This window comes from Spirochaeta isovalerica, assembly GCF_014207565.1.
Lineage (GTDB): Bacteria > Spirochaetota > Spirochaetia > DSM-2461 > DSM-2461 > Spirochaeta_F > Spirochaeta_F isovalerica.
The window spans coordinates 19,123-40,640 of record NZ_JACHGJ010000009.1; the positions used below are offsets into that span (position 1 = coordinate 19,123).

The window sequence follows — 21,518 nt, forward strand, 5'->3', positions numbered from 1 at the left end:
GAAATATATTCAATCCCCTATTGCGGCGGCAGTGGAGGCGGGACCTGTCCGAATAGGGAACTGAGGTCTCCGACCGATCCCGCGGCGGTCCAGGCCGCCATGCCGTTCTTCCAGACCAGAGACTCTCTTGTCAGCTCTCCGGAAGCGGCTTTCTGAGCCAGCACACTGAGATCGAAGGGGCCGGTCTGCTGCCCGTTGACGGCCACATAATACTGAACACCCGGCGGTACCGGAGGAGGTCCGCCGGCCGGTGCCCCCTGATTCATCTGTTGCTGATTCATGGCCTGACCCATCTGGTTGGCCATGGCGAAACCCATGCCCATTCCGATTCCGCCCGATGCGGTACCGCTCGGATTATTAGCGGCCGCTTCCATGGCATTGGCCGCCTGAAACTGGCTGTACTGGTTGAGATTTCCCAGAATTCCCATACTGGATCTCTTGTCCAGGGCTTCTTCCACAGCAGGAGGCAGAGAGATATTTTCCACCAGCAGTTTGACGAGCTCCAGTCCGTATTCGCCGAACTCGCCGCCGATCTTGCCTTCCATAAACTTGCCCAGCTCATCGTAATTGGCCGCCAGATCCAGAGCAGGTATTTTGCTCTCGCCCAGAGCATCGGTAAACCGGGAAACGACGATATTTCTCAACTGGCCGACAACTTCATCGGTGGTAAAATCCCCGTCGGTTCCCACAACTTCCTTAAGAAAAAGGGACGGATCGGTGACCCGGATGGAATAGGATCCGAAAGCTCTCAGACGAATGGGACCGAATTCCGCATCGCGGAGCATAATGGGGTTCTGGGTTCCCCACTTGAGATCGGTGAATCGCTTGGTGTTGACAAAGTAGACTTCCGCCTTGAAGGGGCTGTTGAAACCGTGAGCCCACCCTTTTAAGGTGGAGAGAATCGGAAGATTCGCTGTGGTCAGTTCATACATACCCGGCTGAAAAACATCGGCCAGCTTTCCTTCATTAATGAATACGGCAGCCTGTGACTCACGAACAGTCAGTTTCGCTCCGTTTTTAATCTCGTTGCCGTAGCGCTCGAACCGGTAGACAATGGTATCGCTGCTGTCATCAGTCCATTCAATGATATCAATAAATTCGCCTTTAATCTTGTCGAATAGTCCCATTACATCTTATCTCCTGCTTAATATGTATTATCCAATCGAAAGGCGGAAACCGAAAACAGAGGTGAACTGACGGCGGATGACCTGACGAAAAGAAAAGCCGCGGATATGGCGGTCATATTTATTCTATATCAGCACAGACCAAACATCAAAAAAAAAAAAAGCCCCCCTCCGCAAGGGGACTTTAAGCATGAGTAAAAAACAATTAGATTATTTTTTATCTATAATAATATACCCTTTTAAAATAATGAAGAGATCTCCTGTTTTTTTTGCAAAATGACTAAAAAAAAATCCCGGGAGTTGCGGCAAAGGGGAAGTTTCACAATAATGAAAGCCATGAAGACCGATTATATTCGAAGAATCCTGAGTGCGCCGGTATACGATGCCGCCGTGGAAACCCCCATCGACAATGCTCCTTTCCTCTCCGAAAGGCTGGGAAACCGTATTCTGATAAAAAGAGAAGATCTCCAGCCTGTTCATTCTTTTAAGATCCGGGGAGCCTACAACAAAATGGTTCAGCTAACCGCAAATGAAAGGAATAGAGGAGTTATCGCCGCTTCCGCGGGGAATCATGCCCAGGGCGTGGCGCTGGCTGCGGGCAAACTGGGTATCGATGCGACGATCGTAATGCCGGTAACAACGCCTGGAATAAAGGTTGAGTCAGTCAAAAAACTGGGAGGACGGGTTATTCTCCATGGAGATACCTTCAATGAAGCGTACAATAAAGCAGCCGAACTGATGGCGGAAAAGGATCTGACATTTATCCACCCCTACGATGATCCCGACGTCATTGCCGGGCAGGGAACGGTGGCCATGGAAATTCTGAGCCGCAGCGCCGAATCTCCCGATGCCGTATTTGTACCTGTCGGCGGAGGCGGTCTTCTCGCCGGCATGTCGGTCTATATCAAATTTCTCAATCCCCGGATAAAGGTTTTCGGCGTGGAAGCGGAAGATTCAGCCTGCCTCAAGGCGGCTCTCGATGTAGGAGAACGGGTGAAACTCGATGAGGTGGGTATATTCGCCGACGGGGTGGCGGTCAATATGATCGGAGAGGAAACCTTCAGGGTAATCCGGGAAAACATAGACGGAGTCATTACCGTGACAACCGATGAAATCTGCGCGGCGATCAAAGACATCTACGACGATACCCGTTCCATCACAGAACCGGCAGGAGCCCTGGCTGTTGCAGGACTGAAGAAATACGTCGATGAAAACTCTGTAGAAAACAAGACTCTCCTCGCCGTCAACAGCGGAGCCAATATAAACTTCGACAGATTGCGCCATATTTCGGAACGGACGGAAATCGGAGAAAAGCGCGAGGCCATTTTCGCAGTGGAAATTCCCGAAGAACCCGGTTCCTTCAAGCGTTTCTGTACGGCCCTGAAAAAAAGGAATATCACAGAATTCAATTACCGCTACGCCGATAAAAGGAAAGCTCTAGTTTTCGTGGGCATACAACTGGAGAACCCCAGAGAAGGCCGGAAGCTGATCAGAGAAACTCTGGAAGAGCAGAATTACGTGGTGGACGATCTTTCAGACGATGAAATCGCCAAGATTCATATTCGCCATATGGTGGGAGGCCGCGCGCCGGAAGTGGAGAACGAAAAGCTTTTCAGTTTCGCTTTTCCCGAAAGACCGGGCGCCCTGATGAACTTTCTCAACGGGCTGGGGCAGAACTGGAACATATCCCTCTTTCATTACCGGAATCACGGCGCGGCTTACGGCCGGGTACTCGCGGGGCTCCAGGTGGATGACAGCGAAATGAAAGACGTGAGAAATTATTTATCCCGGCTCGGATACGGTTACAGAGAGATAAGCGACAACAGAGCCTACAGCTTATTTCTCAAGTAAGCTGTCCGCCATAGCCATGAGATCAGTCAGCGGCCGTCCTTGAGACACCAGTGTCCGGGCGGTTTTGATAAATGGCTGTATATGGGTGAAGAACTTTTTGTAGCCCCGGCAGAGATAATTCTGCCCCTTGTCAAAGCGGTGTTTCGGGCAGCCTCCGTAACAGAGATTCAGGACGGGACAGCTGTGGCATTCATTGCTCAGTCCTGTCTCCTTAACCATGCCGAAGCGGATCTGTTGTTCCGAATTAAACAGTTCGGCCGGGTTATCATCGAGAATATTCCCGATTTTATACCGGGGATAGACAAAGTGATCGCAGGAATAGACATCTCCGTTATGCTCCACGATTCCGGCATTGCCGCATCTGGGGGCGAACTGACAGACTCCGGAGACGCCGTTTATAGCAGCGCTGAAAGCCCATTCGAAATTCATAACAAAAATCCGTCCCACATCATGTCTGATCCATCTGTCAAAAATGGCGATCAGAAAGTCCCCGTATGTTTCCGGTTCGACTGACCAGCCGGTTACTTCCGTTTCGGAATCATCACCCTGTCCCGGTACGCCGAGCTGGAGCCCTAGTTCGTGAGCTCCGCTATCGCCTTCCCGTTCCACAATGGGAATAAACTGTATGAATTCCACGCCGGCCTTCTTAAAAAAATCGTAGACCTTCAAAGGTTCCCGGCTGTTTCTGTCGTTAACCGTTGTCAGGATATTGTATTCGACACCGAATCGGCGGAATAAATCCATGGCTCTTTTCACTTTGAGAAAGGTCGGCTTATCCCCTTTATTGCGCCTGTACCTATCGTGCAATTCTCCGGGACCATCCAGACTGAGTCCGACGAGAAAATGATTCTTCGCGAGGAAACGGCACCACTCCTCATTTATCAGAGTTCCGTTCGTCTGAAGGGCATTGGTGATTTTCTTCCCCTTGTTGTGCTTCTTCTGAAGTTTCACGGCCTTTCGGAAAAAATCCAGTCCGGCAATAGTCGGCTCGCCGCCCTGCCAGGCGAAATTCACATCAGGGCCCTTCTGGGAGGCTATGTACTTTTGCGTATAGGCTTCCAGGATTTCATCACTCATTTGAGTCTGTCCGGAACGGAAGAGATTTTCCTTTTCCAGATAAAAGCAATAGGTGCAATTGAGGTTGCAGGCCGGTCCGGCCGGCTTGGCCATTAGATGAAAATTGTCCATGGCGCTATGATATCACCTGTTCCCATTCATGAAAATGGTTTCGGTGCCCCTTATCCCGGATCCAGTTCAACCCCTTCATGACTTTTTTATTCGATGCCAGGCGCAGTTCGATTCGCCTTTTGCCGGGGAAATTCATAACGGACAAGCCCGCTATGATAGTGAGGATTCCCTGGCCGGGAACAAATAACATTATGATTCCCATAATAAGCAGAAAAGCCCCCGCCAGATTTTTGAGAACCAGAAGAATGAAACGGAAGCCTCTTTTCTGTCGGTTTATAAATCCATCGGCCCTGTCCCCGACAAAATAATCCTCCGGCAATCTGACAATGACAACCGGTAAAATCAGAATGGTCAGAAAGAATGCGGCTAGAGAGACTAAGCCCAGCCACCAGAAATCCCGGAATATCTCAAGAAGAGAGGCAATCACAGAGTTAACCCTTTACAGCCTTTTTCAAGTCCTCGAATCTCTCCATTATGGGCAGTTTCTGGGTACAGGCTCTTTCGCACTTGAGACAGCGGGTGCATTTATCCAGTTCGGCAATATCCGTACCCCAATGCCATTTCAATCGGTCACCCACGGCTTCTGCTCCTTTCAGCTTGAGATGGTTCCAGGTTTCCATAAAGCTCCAGACCGGAATGCCCTCGGGGCAGACATTGCAGTACATACAGGAGGTACAGAGCTGATTGAACTCCGATTCGACCCGCTTGCGGATATAGGCTATCTGATCCTCACCATAGGGTTTGAATTTCTCTACGGAGGCAACAGCCGATTCCACATCGGCGATATTGCGGAACCCCACAAGAGAAACGGTAATACGGGGATCGGAAAGGAGGAAGTGGAGCGCCGCATCGACCATAGTCTGGTTTTCGCCGACTTTGAGGAAGCCGAACTGATCTTCGTTCTGGGGAATAACTCCTCCGCCCAGAGGATTCATAACCACGACTCCCATATCTCTTTTGACAGCTGCTTCAATCCCCTCCTGGCGGAATGGAAAATTAATGACTGAGTAGCCGAGAGTGACTCCTTCGAAAATCCCCTCTTCAATCACATCCCTGATATGGGGACCGGGAAGATGAGTGGAAAAAACGGCATGGCGGATAAGGCCTTCCTCTTTAGCTTTCAGAATTGCCTGTACCGCCCCTTTCTTTTTTCTGTTCTCCCAGTCTTTTTTTGTCAGTACGTACCAGCAGTTATAATAATCGATCGTATCGACGTTCAGCCGCTTCAAGGATGTTTCCAGTTGTTCCCTCAACTCTCCTCCGTCGGCCCGGGACGATTTCGTGGATATGGTGAAGGGATTCCCGCTCTTTTTCATCTCTTTGATGGCTTCGCCCATAATAATTTCCGATTTATCTTTGCAGTATCCGGGAGCCGTATCGAAATAGGTAATACCCAGTTCAAAAGCGCGGAGAACCGTTTCCGCTGATCTGGCTATATTATCGGGATCTTCAATTCTCATTCCTCCGAAACCCAACGCCGCTGTTTTTCTGCCTTTGTAAGTTCTGTATTCCATAAATCTCTCCCGCAAGTTTTTAATGTACCTATCAATGATAGTGAAATTTTGATTTTCTCGCAAATAATGCTAAAATTCCAGAAGGAGGCGCCAATGAAAGCCCGACGAATGACTCTTTTAATTCTTTTTGCAGGGATCCTGCTCTCAACATCAGATGCCCGGGCCCTTAAAGCCGCAGTGTCTCCGGAACCGGGAAACAGATTAAGCGAGTTTTTTATGGTTCTCTCCCGGAAAAGCGGAATTGCCATAGAACCGGTGCCTTTATTGCCCGAAGAGTTTGCTGATGCCTTAAGCGAAGGAATCGTCGATCTGGCCGTTCTGCCCGACACGGAGAGAGACCGGGAATCGGGAGAGATTCAGATGCCCCTCTGGGGATCGCCTGTGGTTCTCATGTCGGGCAATGACATGAGAATAGAAGAGCGCAACATAATGGATTTAAAGACAATCGGTGTGTTTATAGAGGACGAACCTCTGCTTGAGAGAGAGGTTATCGACAGATTCAGCCTGGACCCCAGAATACAGAGGGTCAGGCATTATGATATTCTCGTGCGGATAATGGCAACCGGCCGGGTATCGGCCATTATGATCCCCTTAAGGGATTTTGAACGAAGCATAGAGGAGTTAAACCAGGACAAAGATTCTTTCGGCCAGCCTTTTCCCGTTGGCTTCAAGGAAGATTTTTTGTTTCTGTCACGGATGAACACTGATCGAACAGCTCCTTCAATGGACAGAATCAGAAAAGCGGTGGAAGAGATGCGGCTCGGGGGGATTCTGGAAGAGCTGAGTAGAATCGCCCGTTGAAAGGGCTTCGCCCCCCCTGCCTGTTAAACAGCGACCGCAGCCTCTTCAGGCGTAATATAACCGGTTCGGAGACACATTTCGAACATCTCTTTTTTCATAGTCTCTTTTTTATGTTCTTTATATCCATCGTAATCTCTGGTTACAAGAAGAGACAGGACTTCCGTATTCTCATCGAGTACAACTACAGTTGCTCCAGGTGTGCCTTTAATCTGATATTTCATGATATATTCTCCCGATAATGCTGGATCGCCTCCGGCAATCCCTGATCTTGTTGATTTCATTATCGGAATTAATAAAAAGGGGTTTATAGAGAAATTGAGTCTCTTGTAATTTTTGCTCGATAAAGGGCTTTATCAGCGACTTTCAGGGCTTCGGATATACTCTGGCCTTCATGCTCGGAAACACCGATACTGCAGCTGAAGCTGACCCGTTCCCGGTCGTTATTGATAACGATATCATTTATCCTGGTCTTTAATTCATCGGCGATGACCAGAGCCCCTTCCTCACGGCAGTGCGGCAGAAAAATAACAAACTCATCTCCTCCGAGCCGGATGCAGTAATCTTCATCGCGGATAAGCTGGAGACAGACCTGAACCACCTCTTTCAGAATTCGGTCTCCGCAGAAATGTCCGTAGTTGTCATTTATATTCTTGAAATGATCCAGGTCGATAAGAAGGAGCGAGAAATATTCGCAATAGAGGTTTTCTATATTCTGCAGAACGCGCCGGTTAAAGGCGCCGGTCAGAGCATCGATCATGGTTTTCCTCATGGCAAGCTCAACTTTCTTCCTTTCCTCCTTCAGCGCTGAATAAAAATTCAGCGAATCGCCGACGACAGTCAAAGTCAGGGAAATAATGAAAAAATTCACTCCGTAATGAAAGAAGAGAATCGATTCACCAAAGGAATGATATGCCCCTATATCATGAACCATGATAACGCCGGTGAAAGTCAAACCGGCCAGCATGACGAGATTGGTTTTCTTCTCCCACTGGGAAAGATAAAGCCAGATGCTATCAAGGAGAATAAAAGCGTAGACCCAGTTGACCCGTCCGTAGCGGATTTCATGCTGAATCGAATCGGGAGGGCAGGTCAGGATATAGAGCGCGGCGCCGCCGAACAGTGCCATCGATATAATTCCCGGTATATCGATTTTGTTTTTCATATGAATATTGATTCCCGCCAGAACGAAAACCGGAGAGATAAAGGAGAAGGAAACGATAATTTTTTTGAAAAGGACATAATCTACAGGAAGCAGCTCTATATACTGATAGTCGAGCATATAGGCCGCCAGGACAAACAAACCTATTCCGAGAAATGTTTTAGACAGCCCCTCTCTGCCGATGCGGACTCCCATTAAGATGAGAATAAACCCGAGAGCAATGATATTGCCTATAATGAGAAGAATGGAATAATTGCTGAAAAACTGAAGAGCGAAGAGCTTGTAGCCATGGCTGCGGATGTCTGTTATATAGGGGGTGGAGTGAATGCCCAGCTTGTAGAGAGATAAAACATCGAGCCGGATCCTGTTCCTTCCCCTTTGCAGAATCTCTTCGGGGATTCTGACAACGTGGGACGTATTCCAGCGGGAACTTCTCCCCCTCTCCATATCACCGTATACTGCAAGTGTTCTGTCATTGATAAAAATCCTGACACCGTTCCCTTCCATAGCGGGAATGACCAGAACCGGATCCTGATAGTCTCCGAAATAGAGAAAATCATTTGTCAGACTGTATAGACCGGAAGGGAATTTTTCCCGGTCATCCATGAGTATGACGGTGTTGGAAGGACCGCTGTAAACTGTTTCGCCCTCTCTGGAAAAGCTCCAATTGTCCTTGAGACTGATAGACCCTGAGGGAGTCTGATAAATTTCATTGACATTGTACATGAATAAATTGGCTACGAAGAGAAAACAGATGACGACAATGATATTGTAAATGACTCTTTCTACATCGAGATTATTCATCGTACCCATAATAGCAGTATTTCCGGATTTTATATAAGAAAAGATCCTAAAAAACGGTCATATTTGATAAAAAACGGACCCTGCCGTTCCGGTTAAGAAAAGAAGGGTCCTGTTTTCGAACAAAGAGGTCAGACTGCGGCTGAGCTTTCGCCAATTGACACATGTCCGCAAATATATGACATGAGTTCCATTTCATACCAGGCCAGATAAATTCCCAGCGTAATCGCCGAGAGGACAACACCTTTGAGAATAATAGAGAACAGCTCTCCTCCTGTTCCGTCGAAACCGAATTTCTCTCCTTCATAAGAGAGTTCGCTATAGAGGTAGGAATAAATTTTAACCAGAGCCCATGGGGTATAAATACCCAGAGTAACAGTAATGAGCAGAACCTGAACGATAAGCAGGCTGAAGTATTGCGCCCCGTCGCCGCCGAATTCGAAGTGAACGCCTTTATAGGAGACATGACCGGCATAATAACGGTAGATTTTTATAGCTGCCCAGGGACCGTAAATCCCCAGGGTTATACAGGTGAGCAGATACTGGATAATAAGAAGGCTGAATAGTGATGCTCCATCGGCATCAAATGCAAAAGCTTCTCCGTCCAGCTCTGTCTTTTCAGCTATATAGCCGACGATCCTGACTATTGCCCAGGGAGAATAGATCCCGAAAGTGATGACAGTCAGCAGGACCTGAACGATAAGCAGACTGAAAAACTCTCCGCCTTCTCCTTTGAACTCGAATTTCTTTCCGTCGAGAGTCAGATTATCCATGAGATACTTATCGATTTTTACAAGAGCCCAGGAATAGTAAATTCCCAATGTGATAACTGTGAGCAGTCCCTGAATCAGTATGAGACTGAAAAATTCACCGCCCTTTCCTTCGAATTTGAAACGACCTTTCATAAACTTCTCCTATATTTTTTTTGGCGGGCGCTTACCGCCCAGAGTAAAGTCAATCCGCATAATGTCGATTTCATATAGAGACTTAAACCCTTCGATGGTTTTGCATCATAGAGAGACAGCACTCTCAGGAAGAGTCTTTTTTTTCTTTGATAATAATCTGCCAATAAAAGAATTGAACCGGAGACGCCCCAAACGGCAAAGGGTATTCCCGCCAGACCGATTCTTCCACTCCCGTGGACAAATATGAACGCTCCGGCAGGGACCAGCAGAAGAAATAGAAAAGCCGGTATATTTATGATGAGAAAATCGGATAAGCGGATTCGATCGGATTTCATATCTTATGGAAATTTTAGTTTAACTCTTCCTGTAATGCAAATAATCTCTGATGTTGACAGACAAAGTAAGAATAACTGTTACCAGAAAAACTATCATAACTGACACATCGACAAACCGGGGGTCGAGATCAGCTCCCGTCAGCTCGAGAATGAGAAAGTGTATATAAGAACAGGAACGGATCGGCCGGTCCGCAAACCAGCTGACATCAATCTATTCTCCCAGAATCTTCATCCACTCTTCCGGTATCAGAGACAAAGGATGTATATAGGCTATCTGCCCGCCGTCATCGGATATGACCGACATGGGAAACCCGACGAGCTCATAACTGCTGTTAAAAGCGGCTCCCCCCGAATTGCCCCCGTTGATTTCTCCGTCGGTTTTAATCAGATAACCGTAATCAGTCCTGTTGAAACCGCTGACCAGACCTCTTGTCAGGGAGATGGAAACCCGGGATCCTTCTCCGCCTATCTGGGGATACCCGAGGAACCTCAGCTCCTGGCCGATTTTTACAGGCCGATCCTCCGCCAGAAAGAAAAAGGGAAAGTTATAGCCTTCCGGAAGATCCTGGCCGTAAAGACCTTCTGAAATTTTGAGAAAAGCCAGGTCCTCATCATGGCGGATGTCTATCAGTTCTGCTTTGAAAAGTACTCTCGGAGGGTCATAGGGAGAGAGATTCAGAGCGACATATAACTCATTGGCGATCTCCCCGCTACCGGTGGTAATAACATGAAGCCCTGTAATGATATGCCCCCGGGGCGAGACGAGACACCCCGATCCGGAACCCGATTCGGTAGAAATCTCGACCGTGCTGTAGAGAGCCCGGTCCAGAGGTGTGTCCCATCGGGGCAGTTCGGGATAAGCCATCAGGATTTCCGGCGGTTTTGCTGTCCGGGAGACGATAATGGAAAATTCATCAGTCAGGTCATCTTCAATCATATCGAAAACGGAAATATAATAGCGGCCCGGTTTAAGGGGGCGGGGAGCGGTGCTGTCGATGACAAGAGATTCCTCTCCCAGGTAACTTTCACGGAGGTAATCTGCATTTTCCGGCGACATGGGGATATTCCCGTGGGAAACATACATATCGAGGTCCATTGTTGTTCCGAACAGATCGATGCGGAGCGCCTCTTCATTCCCCGTTAGATCAACGGCAAAGAGCTTCATCATACCTTCGCCCGAGGAGAGAGAGGATTTGACAGGCTGATCCGGAATGAGAACCACCGGTTCATCGAGAGTTTCCAGATTGACAGTCAGTCCGAAGGGAATCCGGTTTGATTCTTTGTTCCCGATAAGGGGAAGCCTCTCAAGGGGATAGACGATGTCGATATAGTACACACCTGTCTGCAGGGGGACGGAGGACATGCGCGAAAGATTGATGGATTCATTGTACAGCTCGAGAGTGCTGGCGAAATCGACCTCATCGTAATTGGCGATTTCTCTGTCAAAATTGACATAGATGTCCAGATCGGCCGGGGAATTCTCTATTTGAATATCCATGGCGAAAACATTATCGGCGACTCTGATTTTAAAAGTCTTGTAACTGTAGGAGATCTGCTCTCCCGTCAGATCAATGGCGCTGCTGATTCTCCGTCCCGGCTGAATAAAGCCTCCGGAATTTCTCTTATCCCAGGCCTGAAGAGGGGCAATGAGAAAAGTGACAAGAAAAATCGTCATTATATATTTTACCGGTTTACTCACCTTTTGCTTCTCCTGTTTCAATGATAATCCAATTTATTTGACAATGACTGTCGCCCGGTCTATCTCTCCGCCGCCTTCCGCCCGGAGAACCAGAGCCCCTCTCTTTACCTTCTCGAACCAGGTGAAAGGCGCCTGCTGCCGCGTCACTTCGATATCATTAATATATAGCGAAACCTCATATCTCCCAAGGATCCTCACGGCAATGGCCTGGGAATCGTCGGGCAGCGTCGGATCGAGATAAAAGAGAGCACCATCCCCGGGTTGCGATATCTTCACTCCTTCCGCGGTCGGAGCGATCAGGAAATCCTGATGATAAATCGAAGCCCATCGGCCGTATTCGGCGGGAAGGACCGTCCCATCGGCAGTATGCCAGCTGCACGAACCGGGAACCTGATCGACGGGGAAGAACTGATCAATGGAATAGGGACAGTGAGGGCCAGCCAGATCACCGCTCAGTGGACAGATCTGCCGGTGAATAAAATTGTCCGCCCCGGAAAAAGCATCAGCTTTGTGAAAATCCCTGAGAAGCGAAACGACGATCTGCGCGGGATAGGAGCTACCCGGAGAACCGATGACCGTATCCCCCGAAAAATTCCCCATCCACACGCCGACAGTCAGGTCATCGGTAGACCCGAGCGCCCAGATATTATTGAACTGATTGGAAGTCCCGGTCTTGAATGCCGCATCGAAACCAACTTCCAGAGGATTGTTGCGCCCGAACCCGAGGATTCTGTTCCGGTTGTCCGAGAGGATCGCACGGATGAGCCGGGCCACCTCGCTGCGGTAAACCGAACGGCCTTCGGGAACGGGCCGATCATTGTCAAACCGGAGAGGAATAAAATTTCCCTCACGGTTGAAAAGGGAAAACCCCTGAACCAGTTCCCAGAGCGAGACCTCCCCGTTTCCCAGAGCCAGCCCCACGCCGAGATTTTCACTATTCGACAGAGAATCGAAACCGGCATTGACCAGTTTCTCCAGAAAGGGCATAACCCCGACCCGCTCCAATAAATAAACCGCCGGAACATTGAGAGAAGATCCCAGAGCGACGCTCAGCCGAACCGGACCGTTGTACCGTTCGTTGTAGTTCTCCGGAATATAAATTTCCCTGGAACCGAACTCCATCGGTATATCGGGCAGCGGCGTTGAAGGCCCGAACCCCGACTCAATGGCTTTCCCGTAAAGAAAGGGCTTGAGGGTCGATCCGGGCTGGCGAAGGATTCTCACGCCGTCGATTTGACCGTTCAGCTCGTCGTTATGGAAATCTGCCGAACCGATGTAGGAGAGAATGCCTCCCGTTCTGTTGTCGATGACAAGTACGGCTCCGTTGGATATTCTGTTTTTATCGGTCTGTTCCAGAATATCTCGCAGATAGGATTCTGCGCCTTTCTGCATCTCCTGATCCAGTGTCGTATAGAGAGGCGCCCCTCTCCTCCACTGCTCTTCCGTCAGTTTCTCCCGCACCATATTGGTAAAATGGTTATAGGAGGATGGCCAGGCAGTATCCCGGTTTTCCAGCCCGCCGTATATCCTGTCTAGGTATTCAGAAGAAATGTCTCCCTTGATTCTGGGTATGGTTCTCTCGACAGCATCCCTGTTCGCAGCGGGATTTTTCAGCGGATTGAAATCCTCGGGTCGCCGGGGGATCATCATAAGGACCAGAATTTCCTCCCGGTTCAGCTCACCGGCCTCTTTTCCCAGAAAATAACGGGCGGCACTCTGCAGACCCTCCACATTGGAACCGAAAGGGAGATGATTCAGATACAATTCGAGAATTTCCCCTTTGCTAAGTCTCAGCTCCAGGCGCAGTGAATTGAAGATCTCGTAGATTTTCCCCGGAATCCCCTGCCGGTCAGGCTCCATCAATCCCGAAAGCTGCATGGTTATCGTCGAACCGCCGGACTGGATCTCGCCGCTCCGGGCATACTGCCAGGTTGCCCTGATCAAAGAGAGGAGGTCAAAGCCGGGATGAAAGTAGAACCGGCGGTCCTCACTCTGCAGAACGGTCGAGATCTGATCCCGGCTCAAATCTTCGACGGAAAGATGCTGGCGCCGCAATCCATCTTCGAGAGGGAGGACAGCGATCAGTTCATTCTGTGCGCTGTAGAGGGGAATGCTGTACCGGCAATCGAGAAAATCCTTCAGGCCGGGAACCGGCGACAGCCGAAGCGCTGCTGCCAGCACCGCGACTGCCGATAAGGCAATGAGAAGTTTTTTCTTAGTGGATGACAATGAGCCGCCCTCTGTCCCGTCCGAAAACTTCCGGCTCGAAAAGCAGTTCCGCTCCCGCAGGGGGAGTCGGGTAGATTCCCGGAGTGGTACAGCGGAAGAGGAAAGAGACCTCTCTCTGGCCGTAGTAGAGAAAATCCCAGGAATAGCGTATCTCATTGTCGAAAATCAGCTGGTTCGGCGCGAAGGGATAGAAATCCCCGTTTATGATATAGCCTTCGCCGATATAGGAGTCTTCATCGCCGTACTGCGACTCCCTTGTCCAGCGCTCGCTGTTGGTTCCTCCCCCGTTGAGATAGGACGATGTTGTCGAGAAACTGGGATCGACTATTTCAGCCCCGCTCGGAACGGGAACGGTCAGATTCACATAGCTGCGGCTCTTCGATGTACCCAGCAATACGCGCATGCGGTAGGTTTCACCCAGCATCAGTTCATTGTTGGTGATCTCTTCCCCTTCAAGCGTTTCAATCGTCGAAAAGACCGAGATTCCCTCGTCGCGGAGCGGCGCCGATTCATTGGGCAGGGCGTATTTCAGCGTTGTCGTGTAATAGAGGTTCCCTTCGCCGGTTTTTCTGAACTGGAGGCTTGATGCTTCATTCTGTCCGGCCACGGGGATGATCTCTTTAAACAGATCGAAGACTTTTTCCTCCGGTCCGCGGGAGTATCCTTCAAAGCGGCTCTTCATCATTGAATCTTCATTGATAACCACTTCAGCCGCGAATTTTGTGTCTTCGGGACCTTCCAGAGCGACCAGATCATTCAGAGCCAGAGCCATCCACATCCTGTCGTGGGCGCTGATCCAGTTCCGGCTGTTCTTCTGCCTGTTAAGACTGAAGGTGTACCGGCTAAGAATATCGTCCTCCTCCCCGGTCATAACAGCCAGGCGGAGCAGATGGGAAAGCTGCTGATACAGGGAGTCGAAGTAGAACCTCGCCTCATAGGTTTCCCGGATATCCACGCTCTGTGCGCCCATGGAAACGAAATTCTTGATTCTTTTGTAGATCTTCCCGACTTCCGCGTCCCTGCCTTCAAGCTTATAGGCATATGCCACAAGAGCGTATCCGCTGATACCGAGCTCATCATCCATTGCCATAAGCTCGTCAGTCCGCGCTTCGTCGGCTCTGCCGCCCAGGGCGTTAATGTAGTTCAGATACACATTGTAGTAGAGATCGCTCCGGTTCCGCGCCGCATAGTTGTTCACGTAGGCGATAAGCTTTTTCTCACTGACCACAGTCTGGAATTCGGCGTTTTGTTTCTTCAGGATTTCCAGCATATGCAGAGAAAGGAGCGACAGCCAGGGATTACTCCGGACATTGGCCATATAGGAGGATGTGGCGATACCGCCGTCATCGCGTTGTCTGTTTCTCAGGTATTTGAGAAACCGGACAAGCTTTTCTTTGGCATCGTTTTCAAAATCAGCCCCCATGACTTTGACGGTTCGGGGAGCTACGATGCCGGGCAAAGCGCTGTAGAGATAATCGAACGTATTGTCGTAGACCCGGTGGCCGTTCAGCGAAATCAGCTGGTCCCTCAGGAAAGGAGCCCGGCTGGAATCGATAGAGAATCCGAGAGAACCGTAGGATTGGCCGATATTATTGGGAATGATCAGCGCTTCCTCCGCCATCTGGGCATCTCTGCCGACCGTTCCCGTCGTAGTGAAAGCTTCTCTGAGTATGGGCTGCTCCACCATCATGGTCTGAACCAGTTCCTCATCGAGGACATCGGAGAGAATTGTGAATACAACCTCTCCCGATCCCTGTTTTTTCGCTTCCAGAATATAGGGAACTTCCATGCTCCGTCCCGCCGGAACGATAACTGTTTTTTCCTTTTCTCCGGGAAGATTGATCAGATCCGATTCGGCCTTGACCGTCACTTCATGATCCCGCCCGTCTATGTTGGTGATGACCACTCCCGCAAAGGACGTGTCACGGACCCTCATGCGCCGGGGCATGGCCGTTCTCACGTTGAGGGGATTGCGGACGAAAAGCTCATCTTCCAGATAGCCGATCCGGTCGCCTTTCAGGGCGATAACCGTGGACCTGTATGTCGTCAGAGTGTCGGGCCAGTCTATGGGGATGTTCACCTCACCGTTTTCATCGGTAACCAGGAACGGCTCGAACACGGCGAGAGGAGAAAAGTCGTCCCGGCGCTGCAGTTTGCCGTCCTCACCGTCTCCTCCTACCAGATTGGACACATCGTAGGTAACCGGGGCCAGCAGGAGCCGTCTCGAATCATCCCCCGCTCCGTAAAGCCGGAAATTCCAGGGGCTGTAGAAGTATTCCAGAGGATTGGGAATGTGATAGTTGATCAGGTCGAGAACGCCTCGGTCCACCGCCAGATAGGTAATTTCCGCACCGGCTACAGGAGATCCGTTTCTCGTGACTTTAACCGTTACCTCACCCTTTTCTCCGGGTCTGTAAACCGCTTTGTCGGAGGAAACCTGAACATCCAGCTCCCGCGATGCGGTTGATATGTTGAGAGTCGCCGCACCGAAGATCCCCTTGGGCTTTCCGAAATCGGGATCGAAATAGGATGCCGGTTGATCAGTTCTGGGCATAAAGGAAGTGAGGGTGACATACATCCTGGGGACCCACTCCTCCCGGATTTCCACTTCGATGAAAGGATCGGCCGGATCGATATCGATCAGTTTTTCCTCGAGGATTCCCTCCCGTTCGATCGTCATCAGGTATTTCCCTTTTTCCAGAGGCGATTTGACCAGAATCCGCGCTGTGTCTCCCGGGAAGTAGAGCTCCTGCTCCACATCGAGGGTGATATCTTCGGCGTTGTTCCCGGCCCACCGGACCCAGGAACCGCCGCTGACATAAAACTCAAGGTCTGTTATAACTTCATTGTCTTTCCGGTCCCGGCTGCTGATCCGCAGACGGTAGCTTCCCGCTTGTGTCGGCGTATACGTCCAGGAAAGCCGTCCGTTCTTCCATAAAGATTCATCGCTGTGCAGAGTCTCCTCAACCCATTCGTAACGGGTGTTGATCCGGCCGCCCACGCTGTTCTGCTGAACCGCTTTCCAGGAGCCTTTAATGACCTCAATCTGAGCGCTGCCGTCCGAAGGAGCGAGTTCCCCCTCGGGACTGACCTGTACGAAACGGAATTGCATTTCCCGGTCCACGGCGACGAAACGCCTCCAACGGCCGGCGCTTCCGTCATCGATCGACGCCCCGATGTAATAGAACGCGGGGTGAACGACCGCCGAATCGGCGACGCTCACCGTCTGCCGGTCTATATCTTCGACTGTTGCCTCCGCCACGTATCGGTAGGCCATGCCCTTGATGCTGTGATCGCCCGTTTCCACGGACAGCATGGCCGAACCGTCAACGCTGAGCTTGTCTTCACCGGAGGAAATGACATTTTCTCTCAGCCAGCCCACTGTCGGACCGAATACAGAATACTGCCAGTCCTTTCCGGGAGGGCTGTAGTGAACCGGCTTTCTCGTCCAGAAACTGCTCACGTCTCCGCCGGCCATAGAGCCGCCCGAAAGATAGGACGCTTTCAGGGACATGGTGATTTTATCGCCGGTGTAGTATTTTCTATCGGGAGCGTTAAGTTCAGCCTGGAAATTGAGCCTACGGAAGAAAGCGACTTTCACCCTTTCCTCGAAGGTCTTCCCCTGCCTTTCATAAATGACTCTCAGATCCACGGGATCGAAATCGGCGGGAATGTCCCAGGTTTCATAAAATCCGCCCGATTCTGTCGTCCTGCCGTTCCAGCTGGCAATGGTTTTGGAATCGTATCCCCGCACTTCCTTGACCGTAATGGAATAGGGCCCTTCATAGGGAGAGAACTCTCCTAAATACTGATTCCAGTCCATGCCGCGGAGAGTGATCGTTTCTCCCGGCTTGTAGAGCCCTCTGTCGGAGAAGAAGAAAACTCTGGGGACAGTATCCTCTGCATAGACAGGAGAAGAGCTGCTGATACCGAAGCGCCATCCCGTCTGGGTGTTGCGGACCGGGAGATCGACCCGGTCGCCGTTCAATTCCGCCTTTATATTGATCTCGAATTGATAGCGGTTGCTTTTATAGAAAAACCGGGCCATATCGCCGCTGTTCAGCTCGATAAGGGCAAAGCCGTCGCTGTCGGTCTGTACCGTACCATAAAGGCCGTTCAATCCGGAAAGGGAAACTGTCGCGCCCTCCGCCGGCATGCCCGACGAGAGATGGTTGACCCAGATAAGGAATTTATTCCATGAATAGCGGGTGCTGATAGCCAGATCGGTCACCTGCACATTCATATTGCGTTTGTTCTGCCGGACTTTGGCTTCGTTGCGCCAGTTGATGTAATTCTCTTCGAAATTCCACTGAAGATTGACAACCCCGTATTTTCCGTTCAAATAGGGCGTCAGATCGACCAGCTTGTAATTGGCTTCATTTCGCTTGGCGGTCTCAAATCCGGGATCCTGAGGTACTCCATTGATGGAAAAAGTCCCTTTCTGAATATTCTGATATTCGTAAATCAGAAGTGGATCGAACCGGGCTTCCAGGCTTCTGAATCCGTCTGATCCGGGAAAGCGGGAATACTCGGCCGCCTTCGGCACTTCAACGGTCACGATTTTTTCCGCTTCCAGAGATCGGCCGTAAACATCCTCAATCCCGGCGCCGAGGGTCACAGTGTATTCCGATTCATACTGAACCGGCAGATCAGCCAGCCTCACCGTATGATCATAAACTTCAATATGATCTTTCAGATCAATCCCTTCAAAAGAAGTGGAGACATTGCCGTAAACCGTATCTTTGTTGACCGGATGGGAAAACTCCAGAAAAACGGGGTTCTGAACTCCGTCCGGATCGGCGGGAAAGCTGTAGCTGTAGCGGGAATAACTGGAGTAGCCGAAGGGGGAGAGCGTTCTGTACGTCAGCTCCTGGAGCTCTTCCCTGGGGCTCGACTGCTCATTGGCTCTGGCTCCGGAAAGAAGCTCTACCCGGATTTCGCTGTTGAAAGGCGTCTCACCTTCAAACGTCGCCAGGACCATGCGTTTGAGCGTATCGCTATGCCAGTTCTCGTGCTCTTCCGGAAGGGCGCTGACTTTGACATCGTACTCGCGGTAATCATCTTTTACTGTAATATAGCCGTCGAGTGCCAGGGCATCCACTTCCTGATTAAAAGTGAGAATGATGCTGTTTGTTTTGGATGGCGGAACCTCTCTTGTTGAATCGTACAGGTCATCGAGAGTCCCGAATGCCATAGATAGAATTTCGACAAACTCATTATGGAAAACGAAAGAATAGTCGAGAGGAAGAGCTTTACCGAAAATAGACTCGGTTCCCTCATTGATTGTCACGGTAAAATCGCGGGTGCGGTGTATCGGTTCGTCCGGCTCGAATGTAAGCATTTTGGTCCCCATCCACCGGAACGTGCCCTTCACCGCCGGATCGATGGACATGATGGGGCTTTCGGTCAGAGGCGCTCCGAGCCGGCTGACCGGAACCATGGGCTGATTGAAAAGAACATAGATCGTAGGCCGCCGCATCTCCATGGGCAATTCTCCCGAGGGGCCGAAATCAACGATCTTCAGAGGTCCCGCCGAACCGGAGGAAACGAGCCTGGACATATCCACATCGGAAGGATTGAAATAATTGATCGTGAGAGATGAAAAATCGAAAGCCTTTTTAAGCTGGTCAGAACTTCCTGAAACAGTCTCTGAAAAAAGCCGGTTCATCGCGGCCGAATCGACTTTGGACAAACGGGACCGGGCCAGCAGTTCCGCATCACCGAGAAGCGGCGCAGCGGGATCGATATCTGCATCATCGGGAGAAACAAGGAGCTCATCCTGATTTGTTACGACAGGACCGGTATCCTGAATCGTCTCCTCAACGGGACTTTCCCCTCCCTTTCCGCAGGAAACAAGAATGTTTATCGTTATCAGCGCAATAATCAGCTTTTTCATTTTCAATCCTTAATTTATTTTGTGCAGATGATCTCAAGACGGGAAGCCGGAGCGAAACCGTCTCTATTCAGTTTTTCCAAAAGGGCTTCGCCTTTTTCGATCAGGGCTTCGGAGTGTTCCAGTTTCTCCGCTCTTTCTTTATACATTTCAAAAGCTCCGCTAATCTGTCTGACAGTTTCCTCATCGTGAATTTTCTCGTCATCTCCGTCGAACTGTTCGAATTCAAATGAGGAAACCGGAAGCGTATGAAGAAAAGAGAGAAGCTCGTCTCTTGTCATAGTCCTCTCATGATAGGTTCCCAGGGCGCTGTCAATCTCTCCCCACCAGTGATGAAAGCCGGTATGGATTCTCTGCGACGGTCTTTCGTCGGCAGAGTGAAACATTTCCGAAATGATAAGCAGACCTTCGGGCTTCAGAACCCTGAGTGCTTCCGAGAGGACCAGATCTCTGTTTCTGAAGTGATGCAGAGAGTTGGAAATAGAAACCACATCAAATGAACCGTCATCAAAATCCAGGGATTCGCAATCCATGGGAATGAAGGAAATGCGGCTGTCCCTTTCCTCCTTTCCGGCCATGTCCAGAGCCTTCTGATTCAAATCAATGCCCAGGGCTTTTTCATAGTCTTTGAAAAGAGGACAGATGTGATCGAGAAATCCACCCCTCCCCGTTGCCAGATCGAGTATGGAACCCACTTTGAGATTGTTCAGTTTTTTATAAATTTCCATCATGTTTTCCATTATATATAAATTATAATAAGAGTATATGAAAAAATCTCTCCTTCCGCTTTTCACAATTCTTATTGCCGGTTCCTGTTTCAGTACCGGAAGCACATCGCCCTCTGGACCGCCCGATGATATGTCTGCCATTTCATCTATAGAGGAGCCCCAGCCTCCTCCCTCTGCCGGACCGGTAACCGGAGAAACAGGAACCGAACCGTTCCCTCCCAACAGGATCATTACCGCCTTGAAAGAAGCATATCCCGATAAAATCAAAGAAATCACCTATAAGAACAACGACTGGGCCATCAAAGTTTATGACCGGTGGCTTTACTGGGCCGATGGCCGGCTTCTTCCCGAAGAGGAGATTTACAGCAGAGAGGAATACAGCCCCCACCTCTTCTACCGGTACCCCGCAAAGCTTCCTTCGTTCAGCAAACCGGATAGCGAAAGTGCAGAGAGAATCGACAGCATAATTGACCAGCGGAAAGAAAACCCCATTTTGCGAAACCCGGCCTTTCTGAATGGTCTCTGGAGAATATGGGACAGGGATACAAGCTGGAAACGGGTAAAGACTACTTTTTTTCTGGGATACAAACTTCAAATCCACCGGGACCTGCTTGAAGATCTGGCTCGCGTGGAAGAGGAAATCCAGAGAAGGATGCTTGTCGACAGGGAACTGGCCGCCTTTGTCCGGACCCTGAGCCGGATCGACGGTTACAACTGGAGGCAGATAGCCGATACGGACACGCTCAGCGTACACTCCTACGGCATAGCAATCGATCTGATTCTCAACCGGACCGGTGGCAAACAGATCTACTGGCTCTGGACGCTTAACAGCGGAGAAAAATTCTATGATATTCCATATAATAAACGATTCAGCCCTCCCGAATCCTTTATTGAAGCATTCGAAAAAGAGGGCTTTGTCTGGGGTGGGAAATGGCTTTTCTATGATACCATTCACTTTGAATACAGACCGGAGATCATGATTCTCAACGATCTGAATAACTAGTTCCTGGCAGCGACGGTCCGTCTGGCCGACATGGTCAGCTGAGGCTCGGTTCTCCGCTTTAAGGGGATTCCGCAATGACGGCATTTGGGGACAAGCTCCGCACAGGTGGGACAAACATAATAGTATTTGTCACAGTGAAAGCAGTAATAGCGCTTCGCTGTAGCGGCGAACACTCTCGCACAGTTGTCACAGGTCGCTTCAACTATGTGTTTTCTCTCCATGGATCAACTCCTTTTTTGTCGTTGTTACATTATCGATCCACAGTAAAAAAAAACGTATAGGCCGTTT

Annotated in this window: 15 protein-coding genes; 3 read left to right on the forward strand and 12 right to left on the reverse strand. The window is 50.0% G+C overall.

The genetic code is table 11. The features are described 5' to 3' along the window. Nucleotides 1-17: 17 nt before the first annotated feature. Complete coding sequence (locus HNR50_RS18275) at nt 18-1,127, reverse strand: SPFH domain-containing protein (RefSeq protein ID WP_184748245.1); 1,110 nt, start codon at nt 1,125-1,127, stop codon at nt 18-20. Nucleotides 1,128-1,451: 324 nt separating this feature from the next. Here HNR50_RS18275 and ilvA point away from each other — a divergent pair, with 324 nt between their 5' ends. Continuing rightward, the gene (gene ilvA, locus HNR50_RS18280; RefSeq protein WP_246434092.1) at nt 1,452-2,975 is read left to right on the forward strand and encodes a threonine ammonia-lyase, biosynthetic; all 1,524 of its coding nucleotides are present in this window, start codon (nt 1,452-1,454) and stop codon (nt 2,973-2,975) included. Here ilvA and HNR50_RS18285 read toward each other — a convergent pair. Genes HNR50_RS18285 through HNR50_RS18295 form a run of 3 tightly spaced genes read right to left on the reverse strand, consistent with a single transcriptional unit; the run spans nt 2,961 to nt 5,677 of the window. Then, nucleotides 2,961-4,163 (reverse strand): anaerobic sulfatase maturase, encoded by a 1,203-nt coding sequence (locus HNR50_RS18285; RefSeq protein ID WP_184748247.1) that lies wholly within the window; start codon nt 4,161-4,163, stop codon nt 2,961-2,963. The genes ilvA and HNR50_RS18285 overlap by 15 nt on opposite strands. A gap of 4 nt (nt 4,164-4,167) precedes the next feature. Continuing rightward, complete coding sequence (locus tag HNR50_RS22650) at nt 4,168-4,590, reverse strand: PGPGW domain-containing protein (protein ID WP_184748248.1); 423 nt, start codon at nt 4,588-4,590, stop codon at nt 4,168-4,170. 4 nt (nt 4,591-4,594) lie between these two features. After that, nucleotides 4,595-5,677: an aldo/keto reductase gene (locus HNR50_RS18295; protein WP_184748249.1), complete on the reverse strand. Its 1,083-nt coding sequence runs from the start codon at nt 5,675-5,677 to the stop codon at nt 4,595-4,597. A gap of 93 nt (nt 5,678-5,770) precedes the next feature. On the opposite strand from HNR50_RS18295, the gene HNR50_RS18300 reads away from it, so the two are divergent. After that, nucleotides 5,771-6,478: a hypothetical protein gene (locus tag HNR50_RS18300; protein WP_184748250.1), complete on the forward strand. Its 708-nt coding sequence runs from the start codon at nt 5,771-5,773 to the stop codon at nt 6,476-6,478. 23 nt (nt 6,479-6,501) lie between these two features. Here the strand turns inward: HNR50_RS18300 and HNR50_RS18305 are convergent, their stop codons facing one another. The 7 genes from HNR50_RS18305 to HNR50_RS18335 all read right to left on the reverse strand — a co-directional run bounded on the left by HNR50_RS18305 (nt 6,502) and on the right by HNR50_RS18335 (nt 20,230). Further along, nucleotides 6,502-6,699 (reverse strand): hypothetical protein, encoded by a 198-nt coding sequence (locus tag HNR50_RS18305; protein WP_184748251.1) that lies wholly within the window; start codon nt 6,697-6,699, stop codon nt 6,502-6,504. An 83-nt stretch (nt 6,700-6,782) separates the two neighbouring features. Next, nucleotides 6,783-8,450, reverse strand: coding sequence for a GGDEF domain-containing protein (locus HNR50_RS18310; RefSeq protein WP_184748252.1), 1,668 nt, complete (start codon nt 8,448-8,450; stop codon nt 6,783-6,785). 119 nt (nt 8,451-8,569) lie between these two features. Next, on the reverse strand, nt 8,570-9,343 hold the full coding sequence (locus tag HNR50_RS18315) for a DUF898 family protein (protein WP_184748253.1): 774 nt from the start codon (nt 9,341-9,343) through the stop codon (nt 8,570-8,572). Nucleotides 9,344-9,889: 546 nt separating this feature from the next. After that, a complete protein-coding gene (locus HNR50_RS22800) occupies nt 9,890-11,377 on the reverse strand; it encodes a trypsin-like peptidase domain-containing protein (RefSeq protein ID WP_184748254.1) in 1,488 nt (495 codons plus the stop codon). A gap of 33 nt (nt 11,378-11,410) precedes the next feature. Beyond that, nucleotides 11,411-13,606, reverse strand: a complete 2,196-nt coding sequence (locus HNR50_RS18325) for a transglycosylase domain-containing protein (protein WP_184748255.1) — start codon at nt 13,604-13,606, stop codon at nt 11,411-11,413. Beyond that, nucleotides 13,593-19,502, reverse strand: a complete 5,910-nt coding sequence (locus tag HNR50_RS18330) for an Ig-like domain-containing alpha-2-macroglobulin family protein (RefSeq protein WP_184748256.1) — start codon at nt 19,500-19,502, stop codon at nt 13,593-13,595. The genes HNR50_RS18325 and HNR50_RS18330 overlap by 14 nt, the downstream gene beginning before the upstream one ends. A gap of 14 nt (nt 19,503-19,516) precedes the next feature. Next, nucleotides 19,517-20,230, reverse strand: a complete 714-nt coding sequence (locus tag HNR50_RS18335; protein WP_184748257.1) for a class I SAM-dependent methyltransferase — start codon at nt 20,228-20,230, stop codon at nt 19,517-19,519. Between the two features lie 34 nt (nt 20,231-20,264). Between HNR50_RS18335 and HNR50_RS18340 the strand changes: the two genes are divergently transcribed. Next, nucleotides 20,265-21,230 (forward strand): M15 family metallopeptidase, encoded by a 966-nt coding sequence (locus HNR50_RS18340; protein WP_184748258.1) that lies wholly within the window; start codon nt 20,265-20,267, stop codon nt 21,228-21,230. Here HNR50_RS18340 and HNR50_RS18345 read toward each other — a convergent pair. Next, nucleotides 21,227-21,451 carry a hypothetical protein gene (locus HNR50_RS18345; protein ID WP_184748259.1) on the reverse strand — a complete coding sequence of 75 codons (225 nt, stop codon included), beginning with the start codon at nt 21,449-21,451 and terminating at the stop codon, nt 21,227-21,229. The genes HNR50_RS18340 and HNR50_RS18345 overlap by 4 nt on opposite strands. Nucleotides 21,452-21,518 lie beyond the last annotated feature (67 nt).

What these genes read in the sequence shown, in the direction of transcription:
- HNR50_RS18275 (WP_184748245.1), bottom strand. Translation starts at nt 1,127, where the DNA reads ATGGGACTATTCGACAAGATTAAAGGCGAATTTATTGATATCATTGAA.
- ilvA (WP_246434092.1), top strand. Translation starts at nt 1,452, where the DNA reads ATGAAAGCCATGAAGACCGATTATATTCGAAGAATCCTGAGTGCGCCG.
- HNR50_RS18285 (WP_184748247.1), bottom strand. Translation starts at nt 4,163, where the DNA reads ATGGACAATTTTCATCTAATGGCCAAGCCGGCCGGACCGGCCTGCAAC.
- HNR50_RS18295 (WP_184748249.1), bottom strand. Translation starts at nt 5,677, where the DNA reads ATGGAATACAGAACTTACAAAGGCAGAAAAACAGCGGCGTTGGGTTTC.
- HNR50_RS18300 (WP_184748250.1), top strand. Translation starts at nt 5,771, where the DNA reads ATGAAAGCCCGACGAATGACTCTTTTAATTCTTTTTGCAGGGATCCTG.
- HNR50_RS18305 (WP_184748251.1), bottom strand. Translation starts at nt 6,699, where the DNA reads ATGAAATATCAGATTAAAGGCACACCTGGAGCAACTGTAGTTGTACTC.
- HNR50_RS18310 (WP_184748252.1), bottom strand. Translation starts at nt 8,450, where the DNA reads ATGGGTACGATGAATAATCTCGATGTAGAAAGAGTCATTTACAATATC.
- HNR50_RS18315 (WP_184748253.1), bottom strand. Translation starts at nt 9,343, where the DNA reads ATGAAAGGTCGTTTCAAATTCGAAGGAAAGGGCGGTGAATTTTTCAGT.
- HNR50_RS18330 (WP_184748256.1), bottom strand. Translation starts at nt 19,502, where the DNA reads ATGAAAAAGCTGATTATTGCGCTGATAACGATAAACATTCTTGTTTCC.
- HNR50_RS18335 (WP_184748257.1), bottom strand. Translation starts at nt 20,230, where the DNA reads ATGATGGAAATTTATAAAAAACTGAACAATCTCAAAGTGGGTTCCATA.
- HNR50_RS18340 (WP_184748258.1), top strand. Translation starts at nt 20,265, where the DNA reads ATGAAAAAATCTCTCCTTCCGCTTTTCACAATTCTTATTGCCGGTTCC.
- HNR50_RS18345 (WP_184748259.1), bottom strand. Translation starts at nt 21,451, where the DNA reads ATGGAGAGAAAACACATAGTTGAAGCGACCTGTGACAACTGTGCGAGA.